The sequence below is a fragment of the Amycolatopsis bartoniae genome, assembly GCF_014191255.1.
Classification (GTDB): Bacteria; Actinomycetota; Actinomycetes; order Mycobacteriales; family Pseudonocardiaceae; genus Amycolatopsis_E; species Amycolatopsis_E bartoniae.
On record NZ_JACHWH010000002.1, the window covers coordinates 423384 to 448258 of the forward strand.

General features: G+C 71.0%; 23 protein-coding genes and 1 riboswitch. Of the genes, 8 read left to right on the forward strand and 15 right to left on the reverse strand.

The window, feature by feature from the left end; translation table 11 throughout:
* Positions 1-149: 149 nt before the first annotated feature.
* On the reverse strand, positions 150-350 hold the full coding sequence (locus FHX82_RS13920) for a hypothetical protein (RefSeq protein ID WP_145936687.1): 201 nt from the start codon (positions 348-350) through the stop codon (positions 150-152).
* A gap of 43 nt (positions 351-393) precedes the next feature.
* Here FHX82_RS13920 and FHX82_RS13925 point away from each other — a divergent pair, with 43 nt between their 5' ends.
* Together FHX82_RS13925 and FHX82_RS13930 are read left to right on the forward strand one after the other, a co-directional pair.
* Entirely contained in the window at positions 394-1359 is a 966-nt protein-coding gene (locus FHX82_RS13925) for a zinc-binding dehydrogenase (protein ID WP_145936688.1), read from the forward strand.
* Between the two features lie 113 nt (positions 1360-1472).
* The gene (locus FHX82_RS13930) at positions 1473-2447 is read left to right on the forward strand and encodes an alpha/beta fold hydrolase (RefSeq protein ID WP_145936689.1); all 975 of its coding nucleotides are present in this window, start codon (positions 1473-1475) and stop codon (positions 2445-2447) included.
* 60 nt (positions 2448-2507) lie between these two features.
* Here FHX82_RS13930 and FHX82_RS13935 read toward each other — a convergent pair whose 3' ends face one another.
* Complete coding sequence (locus FHX82_RS13935) at positions 2508-3554, reverse strand: NAD(P)H-dependent flavin oxidoreductase (RefSeq protein ID WP_145936690.1); 1047 nt, start codon at positions 3552-3554, stop codon at positions 2508-2510.
* A gap of 34 nt (positions 3555-3588) precedes the next feature.
* Between FHX82_RS13935 and FHX82_RS13940 the strand changes: the two genes are divergently transcribed.
* Positions 3589-4032 (forward strand): pyridoxamine 5'-phosphate oxidase family protein, encoded by a 444-nt coding sequence (locus FHX82_RS13940; protein WP_145936691.1) that lies wholly within the window; start codon positions 3589-3591, stop codon positions 4030-4032.
* A gap of 234 nt (positions 4033-4266) precedes the next feature.
* Here the strand turns inward: FHX82_RS13940 and lepA are convergent, their stop codons facing one another.
* Positions 4267-6114, reverse strand: a complete 1848-nt coding sequence (lepA, locus tag FHX82_RS13945) for a translation elongation factor 4 (RefSeq protein WP_145936692.1) — start codon at positions 6112-6114, stop codon at positions 4267-4269.
* Positions 6115-6225: 111 nt separating this feature from the next.
* Here lepA and FHX82_RS13950 point away from each other — a divergent pair, with 111 nt between their 5' ends.
* The gene (locus tag FHX82_RS13950) at positions 6226-6804 is read left to right on the forward strand and encodes a class I SAM-dependent methyltransferase (protein WP_145936693.1); all 579 of its coding nucleotides are present in this window, start codon (positions 6226-6228) and stop codon (positions 6802-6804) included.
* On the opposite strand, the gene FHX82_RS13955 is transcribed toward FHX82_RS13950, so the two are convergent.
* Both FHX82_RS13955 and FHX82_RS13960 read right to left on the reverse strand, forming a co-directional pair.
* Positions 6801-7184, reverse strand: a complete 384-nt coding sequence (locus tag FHX82_RS13955; RefSeq protein WP_145936694.1) for a VOC family protein — start codon at positions 7182-7184, stop codon at positions 6801-6803. The two genes, FHX82_RS13950 and FHX82_RS13955, sit on opposite strands and share 4 nt — an antisense overlap.
* A 12-nt stretch (positions 7185-7196) precedes the next feature.
* Positions 7197-8198 carry an EamA family transporter gene (locus FHX82_RS13960; RefSeq protein ID WP_145936695.1) on the reverse strand — a complete coding sequence of 334 codons (1002 nt, stop codon included), beginning with the start codon at positions 8196-8198 and terminating at the stop codon, positions 7197-7199.
* Positions 8199-8499: 301 nt separating this feature from the next.
* Here FHX82_RS13960 and rpsT point away from each other — a divergent pair, with 301 nt between their 5' ends.
* A complete protein-coding gene (gene rpsT / locus FHX82_RS13965) occupies positions 8500-8760 on the forward strand; it encodes a 30S ribosomal protein S20 (RefSeq protein WP_145936696.1) in 261 nt (86 codons plus the stop codon).
* A gap of 265 nt (positions 8761-9025) precedes the next feature.
* Here the strand turns inward: rpsT and holA are convergent, their stop codons facing one another.
* Complete coding sequence (gene holA / locus FHX82_RS13970) at positions 9026-10006, reverse strand: DNA polymerase III subunit delta (RefSeq protein WP_145936697.1); 981 nt, start codon at positions 10004-10006, stop codon at positions 9026-9028.
* 115 nt (positions 10007-10121) lie between these two features.
* Positions 10122-10254: riboswitch (SAM riboswitch) on the forward strand.
* A 12-nt stretch (positions 10255-10266) separates the two neighbouring features.
* Between holA and thrC the strand changes: the two genes are divergently transcribed.
* On the forward strand, positions 10267-11526 hold the full coding sequence (gene thrC / locus FHX82_RS13975) for a threonine synthase (protein WP_145936698.1): 1260 nt from the start codon (positions 10267-10269) through the stop codon (positions 11524-11526).
* Between the two features lie 3 nt (positions 11527-11529).
* On the opposite strand, the gene FHX82_RS13980 is transcribed toward thrC, so the two are convergent.
* The 7 genes from FHX82_RS13980 to nadD form a co-directional block, all read right to left on the reverse strand.
* Entirely contained in the window at positions 11530-13896 is a 2367-nt protein-coding gene (locus FHX82_RS13980; RefSeq protein ID WP_145936699.1) for a ComEC/Rec2 family competence protein, read from the reverse strand.
* On the reverse strand, positions 13896-14642 hold the full coding sequence (locus tag FHX82_RS13985; RefSeq protein ID WP_145936700.1) for a ComEA family DNA-binding protein: 747 nt from the start codon (positions 14640-14642) through the stop codon (positions 13896-13898). Before FHX82_RS13985 ends, FHX82_RS13980 begins: the two co-directional genes overlap by 1 nt.
* 96 nt (positions 14643-14738) lie before the next feature.
* Positions 14739-15596, reverse strand: coding sequence for a DegV family protein (locus FHX82_RS13990; RefSeq protein ID WP_145939036.1), 858 nt, complete (start codon positions 15594-15596; stop codon positions 14739-14741).
* Positions 15597-15605: 9 nt separating this feature from the next.
* Positions 15606-16340: a diglucosylglycerate octanoyltransferase gene (gene octT, locus FHX82_RS13995; protein ID WP_145939035.1), complete on the reverse strand. Its 735-nt coding sequence runs from the start codon at positions 16338-16340 to the stop codon at positions 15606-15608.
* Between the two features lie 2 nt (positions 16341-16342).
* Positions 16343-16954 carry a histidine phosphatase family protein gene (locus tag FHX82_RS14000; RefSeq protein ID WP_145939034.1) on the reverse strand — a complete coding sequence of 204 codons (612 nt, stop codon included), beginning with the start codon at positions 16952-16954 and terminating at the stop codon, positions 16343-16345.
* A complete protein-coding gene (rsfS, locus tag FHX82_RS14005; protein ID WP_145939033.1) occupies positions 16951-17331 on the reverse strand; it encodes a ribosome silencing factor in 381 nt (126 codons plus the stop codon). Before rsfS ends, FHX82_RS14000 begins: the two co-directional genes overlap by 4 nt.
* A 50-nt stretch (positions 17332-17381) precedes the next feature.
* Positions 17382-17975 carry a nicotinate-nucleotide adenylyltransferase gene (nadD, locus tag FHX82_RS14010; RefSeq protein ID WP_145939032.1) on the reverse strand — a complete coding sequence of 198 codons (594 nt, stop codon included), beginning with the start codon at positions 17973-17975 and terminating at the stop codon, positions 17382-17384.
* A 261-nt stretch (positions 17976-18236) separates the two neighbouring features.
* Between nadD and FHX82_RS14015 the strand changes: the two genes are divergently transcribed.
* Both FHX82_RS14015 and FHX82_RS14020 read left to right on the forward strand, forming a co-directional pair.
* A complete protein-coding gene (locus FHX82_RS14015; RefSeq protein ID WP_145939031.1) occupies positions 18237-20342 on the forward strand; it encodes a RecQ family ATP-dependent DNA helicase in 2106 nt (701 codons plus the stop codon).
* A gap of 342 nt (positions 20343-20684) precedes the next feature.
* Positions 20685-21974 (forward strand): MFS transporter, encoded by a 1290-nt coding sequence (locus tag FHX82_RS14020; protein WP_145939030.1) that lies wholly within the window; start codon positions 20685-20687, stop codon positions 21972-21974.
* 248 nt (positions 21975-22222) lie between these two features.
* Here the strand turns inward: FHX82_RS14020 and proB are convergent, their stop codons facing one another.
* Positions 22223-23332, reverse strand: coding sequence for a glutamate 5-kinase (proB, locus tag FHX82_RS14025; protein WP_145939029.1), 1110 nt, complete (start codon positions 23330-23332; stop codon positions 22223-22225).
* Positions 23329-24789: a GTPase ObgE gene (gene obgE, locus FHX82_RS14030; protein WP_145939028.1), complete on the reverse strand. Its 1461-nt coding sequence runs from the start codon at positions 24787-24789 to the stop codon at positions 23329-23331. Before obgE ends, proB begins: the two co-directional genes overlap by 4 nt.
* Between the last annotated feature and the right edge of the window lie 86 nt (positions 24790-24875).

Genomic DNA, 24875 nt, shown 5'->3' on the forward strand with positions numbered 1-24875 from the left:
CCTGAGGGGCCTTCTCGCTCCGGGATCGCCTCCTCATGACCCCCAGGTCACCACGTCGGCGCTGTCCTCGCGAGAAGACCCCTCAGAACCCGCGGCGGCGCGAGCTGACAGCCCACAGCAAGCGGCTCCGCCGCTCAAAAGTGCTTCTTCTAGGACCGCGGCGGGCAGTCCTCGTCACGGGACGGGCGCAACCACGCCGCCACGCGGTCGACGATCCGGTCGATCAGCCATCCCACGCCGAGGCACAGCGGCCCGAGCACGGCGATGACCAGCAGGAACTGCAGCGGGAACCACAGCTGCGCGAGCCACAGCTCGGCGTTGTCCCACCAGTTGGCCAGTCCCGCGAACACGGATCACAGGGTACGCGGGGTCGCCCCGAGGTAGGTTGCTGGCATGTTCGCCGTGTATGCCGAAGAAGCCAACCACGACAACCCGCTGGACGCACTCGTCGTAGGCGAGCGGCCCGAGCCCGAGGTCCCCGACGGCTGGGTGAAGGTGGCGGTCCGCGCCGCCAGCCTCAACATGCACGACATCTGGACCCTGCGCGGCGTGGGCATCAAGGCCGAGCAGTTCCCGATGATCGTCGGCTGCGACGGCGCCGGCGTGCTGGAGGACGGCACCGAGGTCGTGCTGCACTCGGTGGTGAACGCCCCCGGCTGGCAGGGTGACGACACTCTCGACCCGAAGCGCACCCTGCTCACCGAGAAGTACCAGGGCACCTTCGCCGACTACGTCGTCGTGCCCGCCCGCAACGCGATCCCGAAGCCGCAGAACCTGTCGTTCACCGAGGCCGCGACGATGGGCACGGCCTGGCTGACGGCGTACCGGATGCTGTTCGTGAAGTCGGGCCTTCGTCCCGGTCAGACCATGCTCGTGCAGGGCGCCTCCGGTGGTGTGTCGACGGCTCTGGTGCAGCTCGGCCGCGCCGCCGGGTTCCGGGTGTGGGTCACCGGGCGCACGGAGGAGAAACGCGCACTGGCCGAGCAGCTGGGCGCGCACGCGACGTTCGAGTCCGGCGCGCGGCTGCCGGAGCGGGTGGACGCGGTGTTCGAGACGGTGGGCAAGGCCACGTGGGGGCACTCGCTGAAGTCGCTCAAGCCGGGCGGGACCGTGGTGGTCTCCGGTTCGACCAGTGGTCCGGACCCCAGCGCCGACCTGCAGCGCGTGTTCTTCCTGCAGCTGCGTGTCGTCGGCTCCACGATGGGCACCCGCGACGAGCTGGAGAGCCTGCTGGAGTACGTCTCGCTGGCCGGGATCAAGCCGCAGATCGGCGCCGAGCTGCCCATGACCGAGGCCGAGCAGGGCTTCCGGAACATGATGGACGGCGCCACCGCGGGCAAAATCGTTTTCACTCGCTAACACTCCCGCTTCAGCGCCTGAGCTGCGCAGACGCGGGACCGACACCGCTCCGACACTGCTTCGTGCCCACAACTTTCCCGGGGAAGGTGAGATTTCCTCGCTAATCTGGGTATATGACCGCAATGGAGCGGGGAAAGCGAGAGACGCCGGCGTCCCTACCGGCCGACCCGGGGCTCATCCGGGTCGGCCAGCGCAGCTACGCCGGTATCCGCACACGTGTGCTCGAAGTCGGTCCCAAGCGGTTGTTCCGGGGCGCTCCCCGGCTCGTACTCCTGCACGGCTACTGCGACAGCGCGGACACCTGGCGCCCGGTGCTGCAGCAGCTCGCCGAGGCGGGGATCTGCGCGGTGGCGGTGGATCTGCCCGGTTTCGGTGACGCCGACGCGCTGCGGTCCGGCCCGATGCTGCCGCAGCTCGACAGGTTCGTCGACGCGGTGCTCCGGGAACAGACCAAGCACGGCAAGGTGGTGCTCGCGGGCAACTCGCTCGGCGGCACGATGAGCCTGCGGGCGGCCGCGACCTCCCGGCACGCCATCGCGGGTGTGATCTCCATCGCCGCACCGGGTTTCGTGGACTCGTGGCTGGTGCGCGCGGTCGGCACGGCGCCGCTGCGCCTGTGGGCGGCCCTGCCGCTGCCGGTGCCCGGGTTCCTGGTCCGGACCATCGCCGAGTACGTCGTCCCGCGCCTGCTGTACGCCGACCACGGCGTCGCGGCGGCGGAGCACGTCCGGCGCTTCACGGAGCTCTTCCCCGACTACCGGTCCACGAAGGACCGGCTGGAGCAGGCCCGGCAGCTGGTCGAGGAGCTGGCGGAGGCGTACGAGGGGCTGGAGGACATCGAGGTGCCCCTGCTCGTCGTCGCGTGCGGCAAGGACCGGCTCGTGGACGCGGCGTCCGGGCGGCGCCTGCACTCGCTCGTCCCGCACAGCAGGCTGGTCGTGCGCGAGGACTGGGGGCACTGCCCGCAGCTCGACGACCCGACCACCGTCGCGGAACTCATGTCGTACTTCATCGCTGGGGCGACGCGGAAACGCAAGCCGCGGCGCCAGCGGGTGGCCGAGACGGAAGAGGTCGCCGCCGCCGGCTGAGCGTTCCGCCCAGGCTGGGCCTGTCCTGCGGCAGGTCGGGCAGGCCCAGCCACCCCTGGTTCAGTCCAGCCGCACGCGCCGTACGGCCTCCTTCGCCTCGGTCCGGAGGCGGGCGAAGATCTCCGCCGCCGGGCCCTCGGGCGCGACCGGGTACGTCTGCCCGGCCCACAGGTTCAGCCCCTCCGCGTCACCCGCCTTGCCCGCCGCCGCACGGACGGGGCGGGTGAGGTGGTGCACCTGCGGATAGGCGGCCGGGGCGGTCGCGGAGTGCTCGCTCAGGAACCTGTTCACCATGCCCCGCGCGGTGCGCCCGCTGAAGGCCCGCGTGAACGTCGTTTCCCGGCCGCCCTCGGCCAGCGCCCGGCGGTGCGCCGGTTGCGTGCCTGCCTCGTCGGCCCGCAGGAACGCCGTGCCGAGCTGCGCGGCGACCGCGCCCGCCGTGAGGACGGCCGCCACGTCCGCGCCGTGCACCAGTCCCCCGGTGGCGATCAGCGGCAGTTCGGTTGCGGCCGAAACGAGCCGCAGCAACGCGAGCAGCCCGTACGTCGGTCCGCCCGCGGGATCGGCCGGGTCGTCCGCCAGCAGACCGCGGTGCGCCCCGGCCTCGAACCCCTGGACGCACAACGCATCCACGCCGAGCGCCGCGGCGCGGGTGGCTTCGGCTGGATTGGTCACGGTGGCGATGACCTGGCTGCCTGCGTCGTGCAGCCGCGTCACGTCCTCGGGTGCGGGCAGGCCGAAGGTGAAGGACACGAAGGGGATCCGCTCGGCCACCACGAGGTCGACTTTCGCCGCGTAGTGGTCGTCGTCCCAGCGCGGTTCACCGGGCTCGGCCCCGTACCGTCCGGCTTCGGCCCGGATCCGTTCGACGTATCCGCCGAGGTCCACAGTGGACCGTGAGCCGGGCACGAACAGGTTCACCCCGAAGGTGCCGTTCGTCAGCTCCCGTGTCTTCGCGATACGCTCGGCGAGGGCGTCCGCCTGCAGGTATCCCGCGGCGACGAACCCCGAACCACCGGCTTCGACCACGGCCGCCACGAGCTCGGGCGTGGTCGGGCCGCCCGCCATCGGCGCCACCAGCACCGGGAAACGCAAGTCTTCGAACATGTGCTCAGCTTAGAAAGGGGTTACCGTTCCCGGCATGATCGACTTGACCCGAGTGCGCAAGCTCGCATACGCCGAGCACGGCCTCGCCACCATCGCGGTCGCCCGCGCCGACGGCAGCGTGCACGCGTCCGTGGTCAACGCCGGCCTCCTCCCCGATCCGGTGACGGGCCGGATGAGCGCGGGCTTCGTCGCCAGGGGCGGCACGCGCAAGCTCACCCTGTTGCGTGAACGCGGCTCCGGCACGATTGTCTTCCGCCGCGGCTGGGAGTGGGCGTCCGTCGAGGGCACGGCACGCCTGCTGGGCCCGGACGACGTCGATCCCGCCTTCGACCCCGCGAACCTGCCCCGGCTGCTGCGCGAGGTGTTCGTCGCGGCGACGGGCAGCCACGACGACTGGGAGGAGTACGACAGGGTCATGGCGGCCGAACGCCGCTGCGCGGTGTTCATCGAGGCACAACGCCTCTACGGCAACCCCTGACGGCGGTCGCTGCCTGCTGTCGGCTTCGCCGCCGTGGTCGAACGGCCCCTGCCAGGAGCCCGATGTCCCCTGCCAGGCAGCCAAGCCCCGCCGCCACCGCGCCCCGGCCCGGCAGCCAGCCTCCGCCACCCCCAACGCGACGTCACCCGAGGCCTACCAGCCTCTTCCGGCACCTCATGCTCAGGCCACCAGGGCCGAAACCGCGCTCCCGGGCGCCGGCCGACCCCGCGGCCCCTACTTCTTCTTGCCGCCCTTGTCACTCGGTTCGGTGGTGGACAGCGCCGCGACGAAGGCCTCCTGCGGGACCTCCACCCGCCCGATGTTCTTCATCCGCTTCTTGCCCTCCTTCTGCTTCTCCAGCAGCTTCCGCTTCCGCGAGATGTCACCGCCGTAGCACTTGGCCAGCACGTCCTTGCGGATCGCGCGGATGGTCTCGCGCGCGATGATCCGCGAGCCGACCGCCGCCTGGATCGGCACCTCGAACTGCTGCCGCGGGATCAGCTCGCGCAGCCGCGTCGCCATCCGGTTGCCGTAGCTGAAGGACGCGTCCTTGTGCACGATCGCGGAGAACGCGTCCACCGGCTCGCCCTGCAGCAGGATGTCGACCTTCACCAGGTCCGCGACCTGCTCACCGGCCTCCTCGTAGTCCAGCGAGGCATACCCGCGGGTGCGTGACTTCAGCGAGTCGAAGAAGTCGAAGATGATCTCCGCGAGCGGCAGGTGGTAGCGCAGCTCGACGCGGTCCTCGGACAGGTAGTCCATGCCCAGCAGCTGACCGCGCTTGCTCTGGCACAGCTCCATGATCGCGCCGATGAACTCGGCCGGCGCGATCACCGTGACCTTCGACAGCGGCTCGTGCACCTCGGCGATCTTGTACCCGGTCGGCCAGTCGGACGGGTTGGTCACCGTGTGCTCGCTGCCGTCCTCCAGCACCACGCGGTACACCACGTTCGGCGCGGTCGAGATCAGGTCGAGGCCGAACTCGCGCTCCAGCCGGTCCCGCGTGATCTCCAGGTGCAGCAGGCCGAGGAACCCGCAGCGGAACCCGAACCCGAGCGCCACCGACGTCTCCGGCTCGAACGTCAGCGCCGCGTCGTTGAGCTGCAGCTTCTCCAGCGCCTCGCGCAGCTCCGGGTAGTCCGAACCGTCCACCGGGTACAGCCCGGAGTAGACCATCGGCTTCGGCTCGCGGTACCCGGTCAGCGGCTGGGTCGCGCCCTTGCGCTCGCTGGTGACGGTGTCACCGACGCGCGACTGGCGCACGTCCTTCACGCCGGTGATCAGGTACCCCACCTCGCCGACGCCGAGGCCGTCGCTGGGCTTGGGCTCGGGCGAGATGATGCCGACCTCGAGCAGCTCGTGCGTGGCGCCGGTGGACATCATCCGGATCCGCTCGCGTGGCGTGATCTTGCCGTCGACGACGCGGATGTACGTGACGACCCCGCGGTAGGTGTCGTACACGGAGTCGAAGATCATCGCGCGGGCCGGGGCGTCCGGCTCGCCCTGCGGGGCGGGCACCTGGCGCACGACCTCGTCGAGCAGCTCCCGGACCCCCTCACCGGTCTTGGCCGACACGCGCAGCACGTCGGTCGGCTCGCAGCCGATGATGTGCGCCAGCTCGGCGGCGTACTTGTCCGGGTCGGCGGCGGGCAGGTCGATCTTGTTGAGGACCGGGATGATGTGCAGGTCCTTGTCGAGCGCCAGGTACAGGTTCGCCAGGGTCTGCGCCTCGATCCCCTGCGCCGCGTCGACCAGCAGGATCGCGCCCTCGCACGCCTCCAGCGCACGGGAGACCTCGTAGGTGAAGTCGACGTGGCCGGGGGTGTCGATGAGGTGCAGGACGTGGTCGGTGTCCCCGACCCGCCACGGCAGCCGGACGTTCTGCGCCTTGATCGTGATGCCGCGCTCGCGCTCGATGTCCATCCGGTCGAGGTACTGGGCGCGCATGGCCCGCTCCTCGACCACGCCCGTGAGCTGCAGCATGCGGTCGGCCAGCGTGGACTTGCCGTGGTCGATGTGCGCGATGATGCAGAAGTTCCGGATCAGCTCCGGCGGCGTGAACGTGGTGTCGGCGAAGGTCACTGATTTCCTCGGCTCGGTCGTGGGTGCGCCTCCAGTCTCCCATGCCCGGTGCAGGGGCATTTCCGGGTCATCCCCGATGCCGCCCGCCGCCGCGCGTGCTGACCTGGAGGTATGAGCACGACGGCCTTCGAGGCAGTTCTGGACCGGGCCTTCGGGCGACCCCGCGGCCTGCTGGGCAGGATCGGCGCGGCGGTGATGGCGTCGGTGAACGGCCCCACCGAACGGCACGTGGTGGACGTGGCGAGGCTCACTCCCGGGGAGGCCGTGCTGGTCGTCGGCCACGGGCCCGGGGTGGGTGTCGAGGCCGCGTTGACCAGAACGCCGCAGGTCACGGGCGTCGATCCGGCGGAGGCCATGCTCGCGCTGGCCAGGGCCCGCTGCCCGGACGCCCGCCTGAGCCGGGGAACGGCGGCCGACACGGGTCAGTCCGACGAGTCGGCGGACGTCGTGCTGAGCGTGAACAACGTCCAGCTGTGGCCCGACCGCGCGGCGGGGTTCGCCGAGCTGCGGCGGGTGCTGCGGCCGGGCGGCCGTCTGGTGCTGTCGGCGCCGGAGAAGTGGCTGCCGGTGTCGCGCCACGAACTGGCGGCGGAGGTGGCCGCCGCGGGGTTCACCGACCTGCAGACGTGGACGTGGGAGCCGCCCGGTTTCGCCTCCACGGCAGCGGAACTACGGGCGCGGCGGCTTTAGCCGGCCGGACGGGTGTCGGTACGGATGGGATGGTCCTCGGGCACTTCGACGAGCACGATGCGCAACCCGTCCGGGTCGGAGATCCACGCCTCGCGCAGACCCCACGGCTCCAGCCGGGGCTCGCGGTCGGGGCGCACGCCGTGCTCGGCGAGGTCGGCCACGGCCGCTTCGAGGTCGCGGACCTGCACCCAGATGGCGAGGCCCGCGGGCGTGCCGCCGTCGCCGTGCCCGGAGACCTCCAGCAGCCCCTGGCCGAGGAAGAACACGGTGCCGCCAGGGAACGTCCGGTAGATCGCCAGCCCGAGCACGTCGCGGTAGAACGCGGTCGTCTTTCCGGGATCGGCGGGCCGCACCAGGATCCGGCTGCTCAAGACCTCCATGGGTGCACCAAATCAGGAAGCTGCAATCGCCGCAATCCCGGCCAGCACGACGAGGGAGCCGACGAGCCGCCGGACGGGGTTGGCTTCGCCGAGCCACAGCCACGCGGCGAACCCGCCCAGCACGATGCTGACCTCGCGGGCGGGCGCGACGAGGCTGACGGGCGCGATGCGCATGGCGTAGAGGACGAGCAGGTACGCGACGGGTGAGAGCAGGCCCACGAGCAGGATCTCCCGCCGGTGGACGCGCCACAGCCCGCGGACGTCGCCCTGCCGCACCGCGATCGGCGCGAGGAACACGCTCTGAAGCAGCGCCCCGGCGCTGAAGTAGACCAGCGGCGGCACCCCGAGCGCGGTGACGGAGTGGTCGTCCCACAACGTGTATGCGGCAATGGTGAGCCCGGTCAGCAGCCCGTAGGCGACCCCAGCCCGCCGGCGGCCAGCCCCGGGGCGAGCGCCTGTGCCTTGAGGTGTGCTGCGCCCGGTGCTGTCGCCGTCGCCATCGGGCATGCCGCCATCGGGACCAGTGCCGTCGGCAATGCCGCGCCCGGCGCCGCCGCCTCCACTGTCAGGCGCGTCGCTCTGGGGGCCGCCACCGGAGCCGGTGCCGATGAGCAGCACCCCGCCGACGATGAGCACCGCCCCGACGAGGCCCAGCACTCCGGGCCGCTCCCCCAGCAGTACGACGGCCGTGAAGACCGACAACAGCGGCCCGCTGCCGCGCGCGAGCGGGTAGACGACGGACAGGTCCCCGACGGCGTACCCCCGTTGCAGCACGACGCCGTAGAGGACGTGGAAGACCGCCGTGAGCGGGGCGGCGAGCAGCCAGGTCCACTGCGGACGCTGCGGCTCCAGCACGAGTGCCACGACGGCGAGCGGCACGCAGACGACGGCGCTCACGGTGTAGTAGAGGAACACGAACCGGGCGCCCCCGCCGGTCACCCGCTTGGCGGCGAGGTTCCAGCCGGCGTGCACCACGGCGGCGACGAGGACGAGGGACAGGGCGGTGCCGTTCACCAGGGCCTTTCCGGCCGTTCGCGGGCGCGAAGGACCAGGCCCTCTAGGCTTTTCCCCTGTCAGGTGTACCCCCGGGGCCCTTCCCCCGGGGGCGGGTGCCGCTCGGACCGGACCCGCCGCTCCTGGTTGTGGGACTGGGGTCGGGCGGCGGCGGAACCCTAGGCACTACGAGGGGCACTCTACTCCGGCTGGTAACCTTGTCGATCGTTGCCGCGTGGCATTCCGCCAGGGAGGAAACCCGGTTCGCCGGGGTCACGAAGACGCGGCAGCGAAATCCGCCGAACGACCAAGGAGCGCCCGCGTGGCCAACATCAAGTCCCAGATCAAGCGTATCCAGACGAACGAGAAGGCGCGCCAGCGCAACCAGTCGATCAAGTCCTCGGTGAAGACCGCGATCCGCAAGTTCCGCGAGGCCGCCGAGGCCGGCGACAAGGACAAGGCGATCGAGCTGCAGAAGGCCGCCGCCAAGAAGCTGGACAAGGCCGCCAGCAAGGGTGTCATCCACCCGAACCAGGCCGCGAACAAGAAGTCCGCGCTCGCGAAGCGCGCCAACCAGCTCTGAGCTGACAGCGCCTCAGTTCGCAACTTCCCGAAGGCCCGCCACGGTTTCCGTTGGCGGGCCTTCGTTTTTCACGGGCAGATTGACATGCCCGCGTCGCGAGGGCCTGGGCTCTCGATCCCAGCGACGATGCCGCCACGCGTTTCGTTGGTGCGCCTTCATTTTCTCACCGGCAGGGCGCGGTGCCGATCACGAACGCCTGAACCCTGGGCCCCCAGCGACGATGCTGTCAGGCCAAGGGTGACCTCCCGCGTGCTGCGGACTGGGATCAGCGGAGATCGCGGGCATCGGCGATGTCGAGGACCGCTCGTTCGAGCGCGTAGGTGGGGTCGGCGGCAGCGCCCTTCACCTCCGCGTTGACGCGCGCGACGATCGCCATCGCCTTGTTCAGCCCCGCCGCGCCCCAGCCTCGCGCCTGTCCCTGCGCCTTGCGGATCTTCCACGGCGGCATGCCCAGCGACCCGGCCATCTGGTTCGGATTGCCGCGCCCCGCCGCGGACACCCGCGCGATGGTCCGGACCGCGTCGGCCAGTGCGTCGGCCACCAGGACGTGCGGCACGCCGATCTGCATCGCCCACCGCATCGACTCCAGCGCCGCCGCCCGGTCGCCCGCGACGGCCTTTTCCGCCACCGCGAAGCCCGTCACGTCGGCCCGGCCCCGGTGGTAGCGGCGCACCGCGTCCTCGTCGACCTTGCCGCCTGAGTCCGCGACGAGCTGCGCTGCCGCGGAGGCGAGCTCCCGCAGGTCCGAGCCGACCGCGTCGATGAGCGCCGCGACCGCCGTGGCGTCGATCCGGCCGCCGGCCTGCCGGATCTCGTTGCGGACGAACGCCTCCCGCTCCCCAGGTTTGGTGATCTTCGCGCACTCCGTGATCACCGCCCCCGCCTTCTTCAGCGCGGCGGGCAGGGCTTTCGCGGCCTTGCTGCGGCCACCGCCGGTGTGCACCACGACCAGCACCACCCCGTCGGCGGGTGCTTTCAGGTACGAGACGACGGCGTCCGACAGCTCCTGCGAGATGTCCTGCGCCGCGTCGAGCACGATCACCCGCCCCTCGCTGAACAGCGACGGGCTCACGAGCTCGGCCAGCGCGGGCGCCGTGAGGTCGGACACCCGCACCCTGGTCATGTCCGTGGTCGGGTCGACCAGGCGCGCCGAGTCGAGCGCGGCCCGGACGGCACGTTCCACGAGCAGCTCTTCCTCACCGAGGACGAGGTGCAGCGGCGCGGTGGTGGTGGCTGGCGCGGTCACTCTCCGATCCTCCCACGGTGACGAAGCCCGCAGGGGCATGGCGTCGGGCCGGGACGGTGTCGTATGTTTGTGACAGCCGCAGTGCGCTTTCGGTGCGCGGCCCACAATCGAATACCGCTCATCCAGAGGGGCAGAGGGAACGGCCCGACGAAGCCCCGGCAACCGGCGTCAGCCTGTCATCTCGATTCCGCGAGGTAGCTGACGACCACGGTGCCAATTCCGGCCCGCGTCAGCGGGACAGATGAGGAAAGGACCTCGCGATGACTGCAGCCGTCACCCCCACCAAGCGCTCCCTTGACCTGGGCCCCGCCGTGGAGCTCGTCTCGAAGGAGGAGGGCCACCGCCAGCCGCTGGCCCCGGAGTTCGTCTCCGCCGAGGACTTCTCGCCGCTCGAGGTCGCCTACGACTTCGGCCGTGTCCGCCGTGAGGACATCGAAGCCGGCCCGCGCAACATCTGGCGCTACAAGAAGCTGCTGCCCGTGCCCTCCAACGTCGAGGAGATCCCGAACACCGAGCCGGGCTGTACCCGGCTGGTGCGCGCCGACCGCCTCGCGAAGGCCCTGGGCCTCAAGCGGCTCTGGGTCAAGGACGACACCGGCAACCCCACCCACTCCTTCAAGGACCGCGTGGTCGCCGTCGCGCTCGCCGCGGCCCGTGAGTTCGGCTTCGACACCCTCGCCTGCCCCTCGACCGGCAACCTCGCCAACGCCGTCGCCGCGGCCGCCGCCCGCGCCGGCTGGCAGTCCGTCGTGTTGATCCCCTCCTCCCTCGAGCGCGCCAAGATCCTCACCACCGCCGTCTACGACGGCAACCTCATCGCCGTCGACGGCAACTACGACGACGTCAACCGGCTCGCGACCCAGCTCGCCGCCGAGAACGAGACGTGGGCGTTCGTGAACGTCAACGTCCGGCCGTACTACTCCGAGGGCTCGAAGACCCTGGGCTACGAGGTCGCCGAGCAGCTCGGCTGGCGTCTGCCGGAGCAGATCGTGGTGCCGATCGCCTCGGGCTCGCAGCTGACCAAGGTGGACAAGGGCTTCCGCGAGCTGGGCACCCTCGGCCTGGTCGAGGAGACCCCGTACAAGGTCTTCGGCGCCCAGGCCACGGGCTGCTCCCCGGTTTCGACGGCGTTCCGCAACGGCTACGACGTGGTGCAGCCGGTCAAGCCGGACACCATCGCCCGGTCCCTGGCCATCGGCAACCCCGCGGACGGCCCCTACGTGCTCGACGTCGTCAACCGCACCGGAGGTGCGATCGAGGACGTCTCCGACGAGGAGGTCGTCGAGGGCATCCGGCTGCTCGCCAGGACCGAAGGCATCTTCACCGAAACCGCCGGCGGCGTCACCGTGGCGACGACGAAGAAGCTCATCGAGACCGGCAAGCTCGACCCCGAAGCCGAGACCGTCCTGCTCATCACCGGTGACGGGCTCAAGACCCTGGACGCCGTCGAAGGCCGGATCGGTCCGAAGGCGACGGTCCCGCCGAACGCCGACGCGGTGCGCCAGGCCCTCCAGAGCTGAGTTTCACCTCCCTCTACGCACCACCGCCGGTTCTCCGTCGTCCGTGACCACGGCCGTGTCGCCGTCGGTGTCGGTGCGGGCGACCAACGCCCCGTCCGCCACCAGTTCGTCCACTGTGGACTTGCTGGGATGGCCGTAGCTGTTGCCCGCACCGACACTGATGAGCGCGAGCCGGGGCGCGACCGCGGCGAGGAACGTGGGCAGTGAGAAGCGGCTTCCGTGGTGGGGCACTTTCAACACCTCCGCGTGCAGGTCCGTGCCATCGGCGAGCAGGTCGCCCTGCGCCAGCAGTTCGACGTCGCCCGTGAGCAGCACCCGTCCGGCCGGCGTGAACGCCCGCAGGACGACCGACGTGTTGTTGATGTTCGTTCCGTCGGCGTCGTCTTCCTGCTGCTGCGAGCCGACGTAACGCGGTCCGATCACCTCCATGGACAGTCCGGGCCAGTCGAGTCGCTGACCGAGTTCCAGTTCCAGCAAGGGCACGCCGTGCCGCGCGGCGACCCCGGCCACCTGCCGCCACGCCCAGTCGGGCAGCCGTCCGGGCCCCACCGCGACCGCCCCGACCGACCGGCCGTCGAACACCGAGTCCAGCCCGCTGATGTGGTCGGCGTGCAGGTGGCTCAGCACGACCAGCGGCACCCGGTCCACGCCGAGCCGGGACAGGCATTCGTCGACGGGCCCCGGCTCCGGCCCGGTGTCCACGACAACTGCCCGCCCCGGGTCGGTGGTCGCCAGCACCTCCGCATCGCCCTGCCCCACATCGCACGCGACCATCGCCCATCCCGCCGGCGGCCATCCCGGCGCGATGACCCGCACCGGCACGACGACCAGCAGGACGCACACCAGCACGAGCGCCAACCCGACCCGCAGGCGTGGCCGCCGCAACAGCACCACCAGCACCGCCACGGCGACCAACGCCAGCACGCCGCCCCACCAGCCACCGGGCCAGGGCACCACCGCGCCCGGGATTCGCGAGGCGTGACGCGCGACCACGAGGAGCCAGTGCACCTCCGGCCCCGCCGCGAGTGCCGGCAGCTTGGCCGCGGCCGGCCAGAACGTGGCCAGCACGGCGGTCACCACGCCCAGTACCGTCGCCGGGGCGACCACCGGTGCGGCGAGGACGTTCGCGGCGATCGACACCACGCTGACCTGCCCGGCCATACCCGCGATCACGGGCGCGGTGACGAGGAACGCGGCGAGCGGGACGGCCAGCCCCTCCGCGATCCCCGGCGGCACACCGCGCCTGCTCATCGCCTCGACCCAGTGCGGCGCCAGCAGCACGAGCCCGGCCGTGGCGAGGGCAGACAGCGCGAAGCCGAGGCTGACCGCCATCGCCGGGTCGTAGACCACCAGCACACACACGGCCGCGGCCAATGCGGGCAGGACCGACCGGTGTCGTCCGAGTGCCAGGGCCAGTAGCCCGACCGCACCCATCACCCCCGCCCGCAGGACACTCGGTTCGCCACCGGTGAGGATCACGAACCCGACCAGCGCCAGCCCCGCCACGAGTGCTGACAGCCGGGGGCCGACCCGCAGCGCCCTGAGGAGCAACAGCACCGCGCCGGCCACGACGGCCAGATTGCTCCCGCTGACGGCCATCAAGTGCGACAGTCCGGCGTCGGTGAACTCGCGCTGCACCTGCGCGGAGACTCCGCTGGTGTCTCCCACCACCAGCCCGGGCAGCAGACCCGCCGCATCCTCCGAGAGGACAGAACACGCCTGCCTGAGCGCGGCTCGAACGGACTCCGCGGCCTTCTGCCACCAGGACGCGTCCCCCACCTCGCCCGGCGGCCCACGGACGTAGACAGCGGCCACTGTGAGGTCGGCGTCCCGCGGCGGAGCGAGCTTGCCCTGCACGGTGACTTCCTGGCCCGGCAGCAACTCCGACCACGCTGGGAAGGGCGTGAGAAGCACGACCCGTCCCGTGGAGTCGATCGGAGCCCGCGCGGCTTCGGCTCGCTCGACGGTCGCCGGGATGACGACGAGCCGCGCACCTGCCTGTTGCCCCGCATAGCCGGCTGTCTGGATCGGCTTCGGCCGCTCAGCCACTACCACGCGCAGCTTGACGGCAGCACCTCGAACGGCCAGTGCCCCCAACGGATCGTGCTGCGCGCTGAACACCACCCCGGCCAGCGGACCGGCCAACAGGACTCCGGCCAGCAGTAACGCACCCGCGCCCGCGAACCAGCGTGGGCGGCTCTTTCGCCAGCGCCAGAGCAGGACGACGGCGACCACCACGGCGGCCGAACCCACGACCAGCGCGGCCCACCAGCTCCACAGCAGCGCGACCAGCACACCGAGCCAGAGGACCAGCGCGGCCGGGACGAGACGGCAGTCGTGCCAGGCGGGCGTCCGGATGTCCGTGAGCATCAGACGGTCACCTGGTCCCGGAGCTTGGCGAACTTCGCCGTGCCGATGCCGTCGACCTCTTGCAGCTGGTCGATCGAGGTGAAGGAGCCATGCTCCGTACGCCAGTCGATGATCCGCTTCGCGGTGACCTCGCCGACGCCGGGCAGCGAGTCGAGCTGCTCGGCCGTCGCGCTGTTCAGGTTGACCTTGCCCGGCGCCGCGGACGGATCGGCCTGCTGGGGTATGGCCGACGGCGGCGCCGGGATGCCGACGTAGACCTGCTCGCCGTCCGTCAGCTTGCGGGCGAGGTTCAACGCCGTGATGTCCGTACCGTCGAAGACACCACCGGCCGCGCTCAACGCGTCGGCGACCCGGGCACCGCTCGGCACGGTGACGAGCCCGGGCGAGCGCACCTTGCCGACGACGCTGACCACCAACGAACTCTCGGCGGCCTTCGACTGAGCGACCGTGGACGTGGGCGGCCTGTCCTGAGCCGCGGGCAGCACCGGCGGACGCTCGGGTGGCGGGCTGCCGCCCAGCAGCACGATCGAACCGCCGATGAGGACCAGCACCGCGGCGAGGGCCGCGACGACGGCCGTGAGCCGGCGACGCGAGGGACTTCGGGTGAGCCCGGGCGGTACCCAGCGTTCGACGAGCTTGCCGATGAGCGGAGGTTCACGCTCCGAGGCGAGCGCCTGGTCGGCGAGCTGTCGCAGCCGGTTGCGGGCCGGGGACTCGGGGGTCTGGGGAAAGGCTTGTTCGAACACCCATTCGACGCTAGGAGGGGTGGCCCGGGGCGGGAAAGTGGGAATTGGGGCGGCTGTGGACAAGTGGGGGTATGTGGATAACTCCCCCACGAGAGGTCAGCGGTAGCCGACCGGGTTCCGCTGCACCACCACGCCGACCACGCCCGGCCCCGTGTGCGCGCCGATGACCGCGCCGAGCTCCGAAACCAGACACCCCTCCGGCACCACCAGCCGCTCCTCCAGCAGGTTGGCCAGCTCAGCCGCCCGTTCCGCCGACGCCAGGTGGTGCACCGCGACCTCGACCGGCTCGTCCCCCGCCGCGGCCGCCGCCAGGTCCACCAGCCGAACCACGGCGCGGTTCATCGTCCGCACCTTCTCCAGCGGTTGGATCCGTCCGTCGTCCATGTGCAGCACCGGTTTCACCGCGAGCGCCGTGCCCAGCAACGCCGCCGCGGCGCCGATCCGCCCGCCCCGGCGCAGGTACTCCAGGGTCTCGACCACGAACAGCGTTTTGGAAGCCCGGACAGCCGACATCGCGGCTTCCTCGACCTCCTTCGCCGACCCGCCCGCCTTCGCCGCCCGCGCGGCGTGCAGAGCCGCGAAACCGAGGCCCATCGCCGTCCCGCGCGAGTCCACGACCCGCACCACGTCCGGCCCGACCTGCTGCGCGGCCAGCACCGCCGACTCCCAGGTCCCCGAGATCTCGCTCGACAGGTGCAGCGACACGACTTCGTCCGCGCCCTCGTCCAGGGCTGCCCGGAACACGGCCGCGAACTCCGCCGGCGTCGGCCGCGAAGTGGTCACGATGCGCCGTTGCCCCAGCGCTTCCGCGAGCGCGACGGGCCCGACGTCGACGCCATCCAACGCCGCTTCGCCGTCGATGAGGACGTGCAGCGGCACCACCCGGATGGCGAACCGTTCGGCGAACCCCTCGGGCAGGTGGGCGGTGGAGTCGGTGATGACGGCGACCGGCACGCCGCAAGCCTACGGGGCGCCGGGCTCGGAGTCCGGGACCAGCAGCGGACCGATCAGCGCCGCCATCGCCTTGCCGACGGACGCGTGGCCCTCCCAGCCCCAGTGCATCCCGTCCGGGTTGCCCCGTCCGCCGAGCACGTGCTCCCCCACGACGGCGGGCAGGTCGAGCAGGGGAACGTCAGCCCGCGCGCCCCATTCCCGGACGGCGGCTTCCGCCTGGGCGCGGGCGGTGTGCACGCGGCCGTAGGAGTCGGCCCGGTGGACGCTGGGCAACACGCCGACGATCGGCAAGGCCGGCCGCAGGATGCGCAGGGCACCGACGGCCGTGTCCAGGTAGTGAACGGTCAACCGCGTCGGCAACACTGTCGGGCGACCCCGCAGTGCCACGGAGAGTTTCGGCTGCGCGGCGAGATACGCCTTGCGGGCGACGCGGCGCAATCCTTCCGGGCGGAGGTATCGCAGGCCGGTGCGCAGGTACGTGGGCAACGGCGACGGAAGCGTGTCCATGCTGCCCACCGCGAGCACCACCACGTCGACGTGGTGCAGGTCAGCCCACACGCGCGGGTCGCCGATGAGGGACCACCACATGTCCCGGGCCGTCCAGCCCATGCCCGCGACGAGGTCAGCCGGCCCGCCGAGCACTCCGGCCGCCACGTTCGGCCACAGCCGTGGCTCGTCGGCGGCACAGGGCCCCTCCGGACCGTGGAAGCTCAGCGAATCGCCGAAGACCAGCAGGCGCGGCACGGTCAGCCGTACATGCCCGCGTTGTAGGCGTTGAGCCGCCACGCCCCGTCACGACGGCTCAGCTCCACCCAGTGGCAGTTGCGGATACCGCCCAGCTGCGGCCACGCCTCCACGGGCAGCGACAACAACCCGGCGGTGAGGGCCGTGATCAGGCCGCCGTGCGCGGCGAGCAGCACCGTCTCCAGCGGCTCGTCGCTCGCCACCAGGTCGCCGACCACCTCAGCGGCGCGCTCCGCGACCTCCACCCTCGACTCACCGCCCGGCGGCGCCCACGTGGCGTCGACGCGCCAGCGGTCGCGATCGCCGGGATACGCGGCGTCCACCTCCGCGCCCGTCAGGCCCTGCCACTCGCCGAGGTGCGTCTCGCGCAGCCGCTTGTCGATGCGCAGCGGCACCCCGATGGCCTCGGTCAGCACGGTCGCCGTGTCGGTGGCTCGCCGCAGGTCGGAGGCGATGACCAGCTCGAGTTCGAACCGGGCGAGCGCGGGTACGGCGAACCGCGCCTGGTTCCAGCCCACCTCGGTGAGCGCCGAGTCGAGGTGCCCCTGCATCCGGCCCGCCGCGTTGTAGTCGGTCTCCCCGTGCCGCCAGAGCACGAGGCGCCGCAAGGTCACTCGCCGCCCTCGCCGTCGGCGAGGCCCGCCACCTCGATGCGCGGGCAGTCCTTCCACAGCCGCTCCAGGCCGTAGAAGGCACGTTCCTCGTCGTGCTGGACGTGGACCACCAGGTCGACGAAGTCGAGCAGCACCCAGCGGCCCTCACGGGCGCCTTCACGGCGCACGGGCTTGTGGCCCGCCAACCGCAGCTTCTCCTCGACGCTGTCGACGATGGCGCCCACCTGCCGCTCGTTGGGCGCGGACGCGATGAGGAACACGTCGGTGATCACGAGCTGTTCGGAGACGTCCAGCACCACGACATCGGTGGCCTTCTTGTCGGCAGCCGCGTGGGCTGCCACGTTCGCCATCTCCCGGGCTTGGGACGTCGCTGCCACTCCTGCTCCCTCTTACTGGGCATCCTGCCGGATCGAGGGTACCTGGCGGCTCACTCCTGCTTGCGGTACAGGTTTCTCTTGTCGATGTATCTCACGACACCGTCCGGCACGAGGTACCAGACCGGTTCGTTCCGCTGGGCGCGCTCGCGGCAGCCGGTGGACGAGATGGCCATGGCCGTGACCTCGACCAGGGTCACCTTGCCGCTGGGCAGGTGGTGGTCGTTGAGCCGGTAACCGGGCCGCGTGACGCCGATGAAGTGCGCGTAGTCGAACAGCTCGTCGGCGTTGTGCCAGGTCAGGATCTGTTCCAGGGCGTCGGCACCGGTGATGAAGAACAGTTCGGCCTCGGGGTACTCCGCGTGCAGGTCGCGCAGCGTGTCGACGGTGTAGGTCTCGCCGCCGCGGTCGATGTCCACCCTGCTGACGGAGAACTTGGGGTTCGACGCCGTCGCGATCACCGTCATCAGGTACCGGTCCTCGGCCTTCGTGACGGTGCGGCCGGTCTTCTGCCACGGCTGGCCCGTCGGCACGAAGATCACTTCGTCGAGCTCGAACCGGGACTGCACCTCGCTGGCCGCGACGAGGTGACCGTGGTGGATGGGATCGAAGGTTCCGCCCATGACCCCGAGACGCCGTGGTGACATGAACGAAGCGTATAGATCGCGGGCCGATGTGTGGGCCGCTGACGCGCGTCGCGGCCCACACACCTCCGCCGCGTCGCCGGCGATCCGAGGGGAACCTCCGGTGACGCTCCGCCCCTCCCCGGGCGGGACGAGGAGGAAACGCGTCCGCGTCACTCGTATGACGTCCTCAATCGGGGTGTTCCCGGTCACAGTGGGCACGAGTGGGCCAGTCGTGCGGTTTCCGAGCAGCCTTTGTCGGAGGCATGGGGTACACGTGGACCCGTGGAAATCCAGGAACTACGTGAACGCGCCGACACCCTGCTGCGAGCACTGGCCGGCGACGGTGCCACGTTGCGCGAAGACCAGTGGACGGCGATCCGGGCGCTGGTCGCCGAACACCGGCGCGCGCTCGTCGTGCAGCGCACGGGCTGGGGCAAGTCGGCGGTGTACTTCCTGGCCACCGCACTGCTGCGGCAACAGGGCGCCGGGCCCACAGTGATCATCTCGCCACTGCTCGCGCTGATGCGCAACCAGATCTCGGCGGCGGCCAGGGCCGGTATCGCGGCGGCGACCATGAACTCCGCCAACCCACAGGAGTGGGACGAAGTGCAGGCGCGGATCGCGAGCGGCGAGATCGACGTCCTGCTCGTGAGCCCGGAACGGCTCAACAACCCCGAGTTCCGCGACACCGTGCTGCCCAAGCTCACCACCACGGCCGGTCTGCTCGTGGTCGACGAGGCGCACTGCATCTCCGACTGGGGGCACGACTTCCGGCCGGACTACCGGCGACTGCGCACGCTGCTCGCCGACCTGCCGGACGGCGTGCCGGTACTGGCCACCACGGCGACCGCGAACAACCGGGTGGTCACCGATGTCGCCGAGCAGCTGGGGCTCGGCACGAGCTCGGACACGCTGGTGCTGCGCGGCCCGCTCGACAGGGAGAGCCTGCACCTGTCGGTGGCGAAGCTGCCGACCTCGGAGGCGCGCATCGCGTGGCTGGCCGAGCATCTGGCCGAGCTGCCCGGGTCCGGGATCATCTACACCCTGACGGTCGCGGCGGCGCACGACGTGGCGGGGCTGCTGCGAGAGCGCGGGTACGAGGTGGCCGCGTACACGGGCAAGACGGATCCGGCCGAACGGGAGGCCGCCGAGGACGATCTGCTGGGCAACCGGGTCAAAGCGCTCGTGGCCACCTCCGCGCTGGGCATGGGGTTCGACAAGCCCGATCTCGGGTTCGTCGTGCACTTGGGCGCGCCGTCGTCGCCGATCGCGTACTACCAGCAGGTCGGGCGTGCCGGTCGTGGCGTGCGCCGGGCCGAGGTGATCTTGCTGCCGGGTACGGAGGACAGGGAGATCTGGAACTACTTCAGCTCTCTGGCGTTCCCTGACGAGCGTCGAGTGACACAGGTGCTCGACGCGTTGGCGCAGGCCGACCGTCCACTCTCGACAGCCGCACTCGAGCCGATGGTCGAGTTGTCCCGGTCACGCCTTGAAATGGTGCTCAAGGTGCTCGACGTCGATGGCGCGGTCCGGCGGGTCCGTGGCGGCTGGGAGTCGACGGGAGAGGACTGGCAGTACGACGCCGGGCGGTACGGCCGGGTGAGCGAAGCCCGGAACGCCGAACAGCAGGCCATGCTGGACTACCAGGAGACCGAAGGCTGCCGGATGGAGTTCCTGCTGCGCCAGCTGGACGATTCGTACGCGGAGCCTTGCGGGCGCTGCGACAACTGCACGGGCAACGTCCGTGACACGGCGATCTCCGCGGAAGTGATCGAGGCGACGAGCAGCCGGTTGCGGCGTCCTGGTATCGAGTTGGCTCCACGGCGGCAGTGGCCCACCGGGATGAAGACGCTTGATGTGCCGTTGTCGGGCCGGATTCCGGAGGAGCACCAGGCCCAGCCGGGACGAGCGCTCGGCCGGTTGACCGACGTGGGGTGGGGAAACCGCTTGCGGGAGCTGGTCGGCACCTCGGCGCCGGACACCGAGGTGCCGGCACCGGTGTTCCAGGCCTGTGTGGCGGTGCTCGCGGCGTGGGACTGGAGGCGGCGGCCGGTCGCGGTCGTGGCGATGCCGTCGGATCGCAGGCCGCGGCTCACCCAAAGTCTCGCCGCCCGCTTCGCCGAGGTCGGCAAGCTGCGTTTCCTCGGCACGCTCGGAGCGCACGGGCCAGCGCCCCGGCGGGCCAACAGCGCGCAACGAGTGGCGGACCTGTGGCATCGCCTCGTCCTGCCGGAGGAACTGGCCGCGGAGTTGTCCACAGTAGACGGGCCAGTGCTGCTCGTGGACGACCTCGTCGAGTCCGGCTGGACGATGACGATGGCAGCCAGGCTGCTGCTGAAGGGAGGTGCGCCTGCCGTTCTCCCTTTCGCCCTCGCGGCGACGAACTGATTGCTGGATTTTGACGACGAGGAGGTGATGCGGGAGCGCGAAGGGACCTGTGGCTCGAACAGGGCGATCTGGCGCCGTTGGGACGGTCTCGGTTGGCAGCGCGGCGGGGATAGCGGCAGTCCCCATCCGCGGTGACGATCGCGACGGTTCGGCCAAACTGAGCGGTGAGCGTGCCGTTGCGGCCCCTGCCTCCGGTTCCGGCCGAGGTGCGCGACGACAGTGCGGCGGGATGCACTTCCCACGTCACCCGAGGCGGACCACGGCCTGCTCCCGGGTCAGGTCTTCCGAAACGGGCAGCGGTGTGGCAATCTCCACCAATCGGGCGACGCGGTGGAGGCACCCATGGCGGAATCGAAGATCGAGTCCGAGGTCCGGCACCGGTTGCCGATACGCAAGCTGTTCGCGGCGAGTGTCGGCAATGCGCTCGAGTGGTTCGACTGGACCATCTACGCGACGTTCAGCATCTACTTCGCAACAGCGTTCTTCCCATCGGGCAACGACGCACTGGCGCAGATCAACACCTTCGCCACCTACGCACTGGCGTTCTTCTTCCGGCCGCTGGGCGGGTTCCTGCTCGGCAGGTTCGCCGACGTGCGTGGGCGCAAGCCGGCGATGATCCTCACCATCAGCCTGATGGCGGGAGGATCGGTGGTCATCGGCATCCTGCCGACGTTCTCCCTCGTCGGCTGGCTGGCTCCGGTGCTGCTCCTGCTGGCCCGGATCACTCAGGGGCTGTCGCTGGGCGGCGAGGTGTCGAACGCGTCGGCGTACCTCGGTGAGATCGCGCCGCCGAAGTGGCGGGGCCGGTATTCGTCGTTCTTCTACATCTCGACGGGTTCGGCGGTCCTGCTCGCTTCGGTCCTCGGGTTCGTGCTCGCGCGGACCCTGGACAAGGCGGACCTGAACTCGTACGGGTGGCGGATCCCGTTCCTGCTGGGCGGGGTACTGGGTGTCATCGGGCTGTGGCTGCGGCGCAGCATCGCCGAGACCGAGCACTTCGAGCAGAACAAGGTCACCGCGCGGCGGGTGCACCGGCCGTTGCTCGCAACCTTGCGAGACCACCCGAAGGCCGTCGGGCAGCTCGTCGGGATCACGATGTTGTCGACGTTGTGCTACTACACGTTCTTCAGCGCGTTGACCCCATTCGCGGTGAAGACCCGGCACGCGAGCGACGTGGACGTGTTCCTGGCGCTGTCTGTCGGCACGGCGTTGTTCGTCGTGCTGCAGTACCCGTACGGGATGCTGTCGGACCGCATCGGGCGCAAGCCACAGCTGTACGTGTGGTCTGCGGCGACGGCCGTCCTGATCGTGCCACTGTCCACTTTGGTGCGGCCGGGGCTGGGTGGACTGCTCGTGGTGTTCTGCGTGGGGCTCGGACTGTACGCGGCGCTGTCGTCACTGGCGCCGGCGATCATGAGCGAGCTGTTCCCGACCTCGTTGCGGGGGCTGGGCATCGGCGCCTGGTACAACCTCACCGTCGCGCTGTTCGGTGGCACCGCTCCGCTGGTGATCAGCGCACTGGCGGCGGCGAACCTGTCGATCGTGTTCTTCTGGTACGTCGCCGGAGCGGCGGTGCTCACCTTCGTGGTGCTGCTGACGTTCCCGGAAACGCGGGCTACCGAGCTGCGCTGACCGCACCGATGCCTACGCGGCGGCCACGAGCCTGGTGATGGGCCGCGCTCGGGTCCCGCCGATTCGGCGTGGCATCGGGCCGCACTTGCGGCGGCCAGAAGAGCCCGACAACTCCGCGGCGCCGGGCCGCACTTGCGACGGCCAGAAGGACCCGACAACTCGGCGCGATGCCGGACCGCACTTACGACGGCCAGAAGGACCCGACAACTCGGCGCGGCGCGCGGCGCCCTCACGGCCGCCCCAAGCGCTCAGCGGCGTAGCGGCACGAGGTCGTCGGCGTGGACTACTTCTCTGCGTTGTTCCGGAGGAAGCTCGTGGGTCGAGCGGCCGATCAGCTCGGGCAGCTCCGTCGCGTCGAAGGCGACCACCCCGCGGGCCACCACGCGCTGCGCCGGGTCGGTCAGCTCGACGACGTCCCCTGCCTGGAAATCGCCGCTCACGCCCGTCACGCCGGCCGCCAGCAGTGAGCGGCGGCGGCGGACGACGGCCGTGACCGCGCCCTCGTCGAGTTGCAGGCGGCCCGTCGGGCCTGCCGCGTAGGCCAGCCAGAAGCGCCGGGCCGACAAGCGCGAGTCCGCCGCCGCGAAGGCTGTGCCCACCTCCGCCGTGCTCAGGGCTCGTGCCGCCTCGCTCGCCGCCGCCAGCAATACCGGGATACCCGCAGCTGCGGCTGTTCGGGCTGCCGCCAGTTTGGACACCATGCCGCCGGTGCCCAGGCCCGAACTCGACATGCCCACGGTGATGCCCGCGACGTCCGAATCGTCCGCGACCTCCGGAATCCTGCGGGTCGCACCGTCACGGGGATCGCCGTCGTACAGACCGTCCACATCAGACAACAGGACCAGCGCGTCCGCGCCAATGAGGTGCGCCACCAGCGCTGCCAGGCGATCGTTGTCGCCGAAGCGGATTTCCTCCGTGGCCACCGTGTCGTTCTCGTTCACCACCGGCACCGCCCCCAGCGCCAGCAACCGGGACAGGGTGCGCTGCGCGTTGCGGTAGTGCGACCGCCGCACGACGTCGTCCGAGGTGAGCAGCACCTGCCCCACGGTCAGCGAGTACCGGCCGAACGACTCCGCATACGCGTGCGCCAACTGCAACTGCCCGACGCTCGCCGCGGCCTGCTGCGTCGCCAGGTCCCTCGGGCGCTTGCCCAGCGCCAGCGGCGCCAGGCCGGCACCGATCGCACCCGACGACACCAGCACCAGCTGACTGCCCTGTCCGATCCGGGCCGCGATCGCGTCCACCAGAGCGTTCAGCCGCTCGACGTCCAGACCGCTCCCGGCCGTGGTCAGCGCCGACGAACCCACCTTCACGACCAGGCGCTCCGCGCCCGCGACGGCCTTCCGGGTGACGCTCATTCGTCGTCCAGCTCGTAGTCCTGCGCGTCGTCGGGCACACCGTCCCGGCGGATCCGCCGGGCCTCCTTGCGCTGCGCGGCCGTCACCCGGCTGTGGTCTTCCAGCCGCACGTCCGTGCCCCGTCCCGACAGGTGCGTCACCGCGCCCGGCGTGGACGGCTGCCAGTCGAACGTGACACCGCCGATCGTGACCGGGCAACCCGGCTTCGCCCCCTGGCGCGCGAGCTCGTCTTCCACGCCGAGCCGGTTGAGCCTGTCGGCCAGGTAGCCGACAGCCTCGTCGTTGCCGAAGTGCGTCTGCCGGATCCAGCGCTCCGGACGCGCGCCACGCACGATGAAACCGCCTGGCTCCTCCGGGTCCGGCTCCACGGTGAAGCCCGCGTCGTCGACGGCCTGCGGCCGCAGCACGATCCGCTCCGCGGCCGGGGCCGGCTGCTCGGCCCGATACTGCTCGACGATGCGGCCGAGCGCGTACGTCAGCTCGCGCAGCCCGTGCCGCGTCGCCGTCGACACCTCGAACACCGGCATGCCCCGCGCTTCCAGCTCGGGACGCACCATCTCCGCGAGCTCCGCCGCCTCGGGCACGTCGACCTTGTTCAGCACCACCACCCGCGGACGGTCGGCCAGCTCGCCGCCCAGCCCCGGCGTGTAGCGGGCGAGCTCCTCCTCCAGCGCGTCCACATCGGACAACGGGTCGCGGCCCGGGTCGTACGTCGCGCAGTCGACGACGTGCACCAGCACCGCGCAACGCTCGATGTGCCGGAGGAAGTCCAGGCCCAGGCCCTTGCCTTCACTCGCACCCGGGATCAGGCCCGGCACGTCGGCCATCGTGAACACCGTCTCGCCCGCCGTGACGACGCCGAGGTTCGGCACCAGTGTGGTGAACGGGTAGTCGGCGATCTTCGGCTTCGCCGCGGACAACACGGAGATCAGCGACGACTTGCCCGCCGACGGGAAGCCGACGAGCCCGACGTCCGCGACCGACCGCAGCTCCAGCACGAGCGAACGCGCCTCACCCGGCTCGCCGAGCAGGGCGAACCCGGGCGCCTTGCGGGCCCTGGACGCGAGCGCCGCGTTGCCCAGCCCGCCGCGACCACCCTGGGCGGCGACGAACGTGGTGCCCGGGGTGGTGAGGTCCGCGAGCACCTCGCCGTCCTCGGTCAGGACGACCGTGCCCGCCGGAACCTTCAGCTCCAGCGTCTGCCCCGCGGCACCGGCTCGGTGGCTGCCCTGCCCCTGCTTGCCGTTGCCCGCGCTGGCGTGCGGACGGAAGTGGAAGTCGAGCAGCGTGTGCACGTTCTGGTCCACGACCAGCAGCACGTCGCCGCCGTTGCCGCCGTTGCCCCCGTCGGGGCCGCCGAGCGGCTTGAACTTCTCGCGGTGCACCGAGGCGCAGCCGTTCCCGCCGTCGCCGGCGGCCACCTGGATCACCGCACGGTCAACGAACCGGGACGCCATGTCATGCCTTTCGGGTCTATTCAGAACTGCTTCAGACAAAAACGAGGGGCGGACCCGAATTTGTTCCGGGCCCGCCCCTCGTGGGA

What these genes read in the sequence shown, in the direction of transcription:
- FHX82_RS13925 (WP_145936688.1), top strand. Translation starts at nt 394, where the DNA reads ATGTTCGCCGTGTATGCCGAAGAAGCCAACCACGACAACCCGCTGGAC.
- FHX82_RS13930 (WP_145936689.1), top strand. Translation starts at nt 1,473, where the DNA reads ATGACCGCAATGGAGCGGGGAAAGCGAGAGACGCCGGCGTCCCTACCG.
- FHX82_RS13935 (WP_145936690.1), bottom strand. Translation starts at nt 3,554, where the DNA reads ATGTTCGAAGACTTGCGTTTCCCGGTGCTGGTGGCGCCGATGGCGGGC.
- FHX82_RS13940 (WP_145936691.1), top strand. Translation starts at nt 3,589, where the DNA reads ATGATCGACTTGACCCGAGTGCGCAAGCTCGCATACGCCGAGCACGGC.
- FHX82_RS13950 (WP_145936693.1), top strand. Translation starts at nt 6,226, where the DNA reads ATGAGCACGACGGCCTTCGAGGCAGTTCTGGACCGGGCCTTCGGGCGA.
- FHX82_RS13955 (WP_145936694.1), bottom strand. Translation starts at nt 7,184, where the DNA reads ATGGAGGTCTTGAGCAGCCGGATCCTGGTGCGGCCCGCCGATCCCGGA.
- thrC (WP_145936698.1), top strand. Translation starts at nt 10,267, where the DNA reads ATGACTGCAGCCGTCACCCCCACCAAGCGCTCCCTTGACCTGGGCCCC.
- FHX82_RS13980 (WP_145936699.1), bottom strand. Translation starts at nt 13,896, where the DNA reads ATGCTCACGGACATCCGGACGCCCGCCTGGCACGACTGCCGTCTCGTC.
- nadD (WP_145939032.1), bottom strand. Translation starts at nt 17,975, where the DNA reads ATGTCACCACGGCGTCTCGGGGTCATGGGCGGAACCTTCGATCCCATC.
- FHX82_RS14020 (WP_145939030.1), top strand. Translation starts at nt 20,685, where the DNA reads ATGGCGGAATCGAAGATCGAGTCCGAGGTCCGGCACCGGTTGCCGATA.
- proB (WP_145939029.1), bottom strand. Translation starts at nt 23,332, where the DNA reads ATGAGCGTCACCCGGAAGGCCGTCGCGGGCGCGGAGCGCCTGGTCGTG.
- obgE (WP_145939028.1), bottom strand. Translation starts at nt 24,789, where the DNA reads ATGGCGTCCCGGTTCGTTGACCGTGCGGTGATCCAGGTGGCCGCCGGC.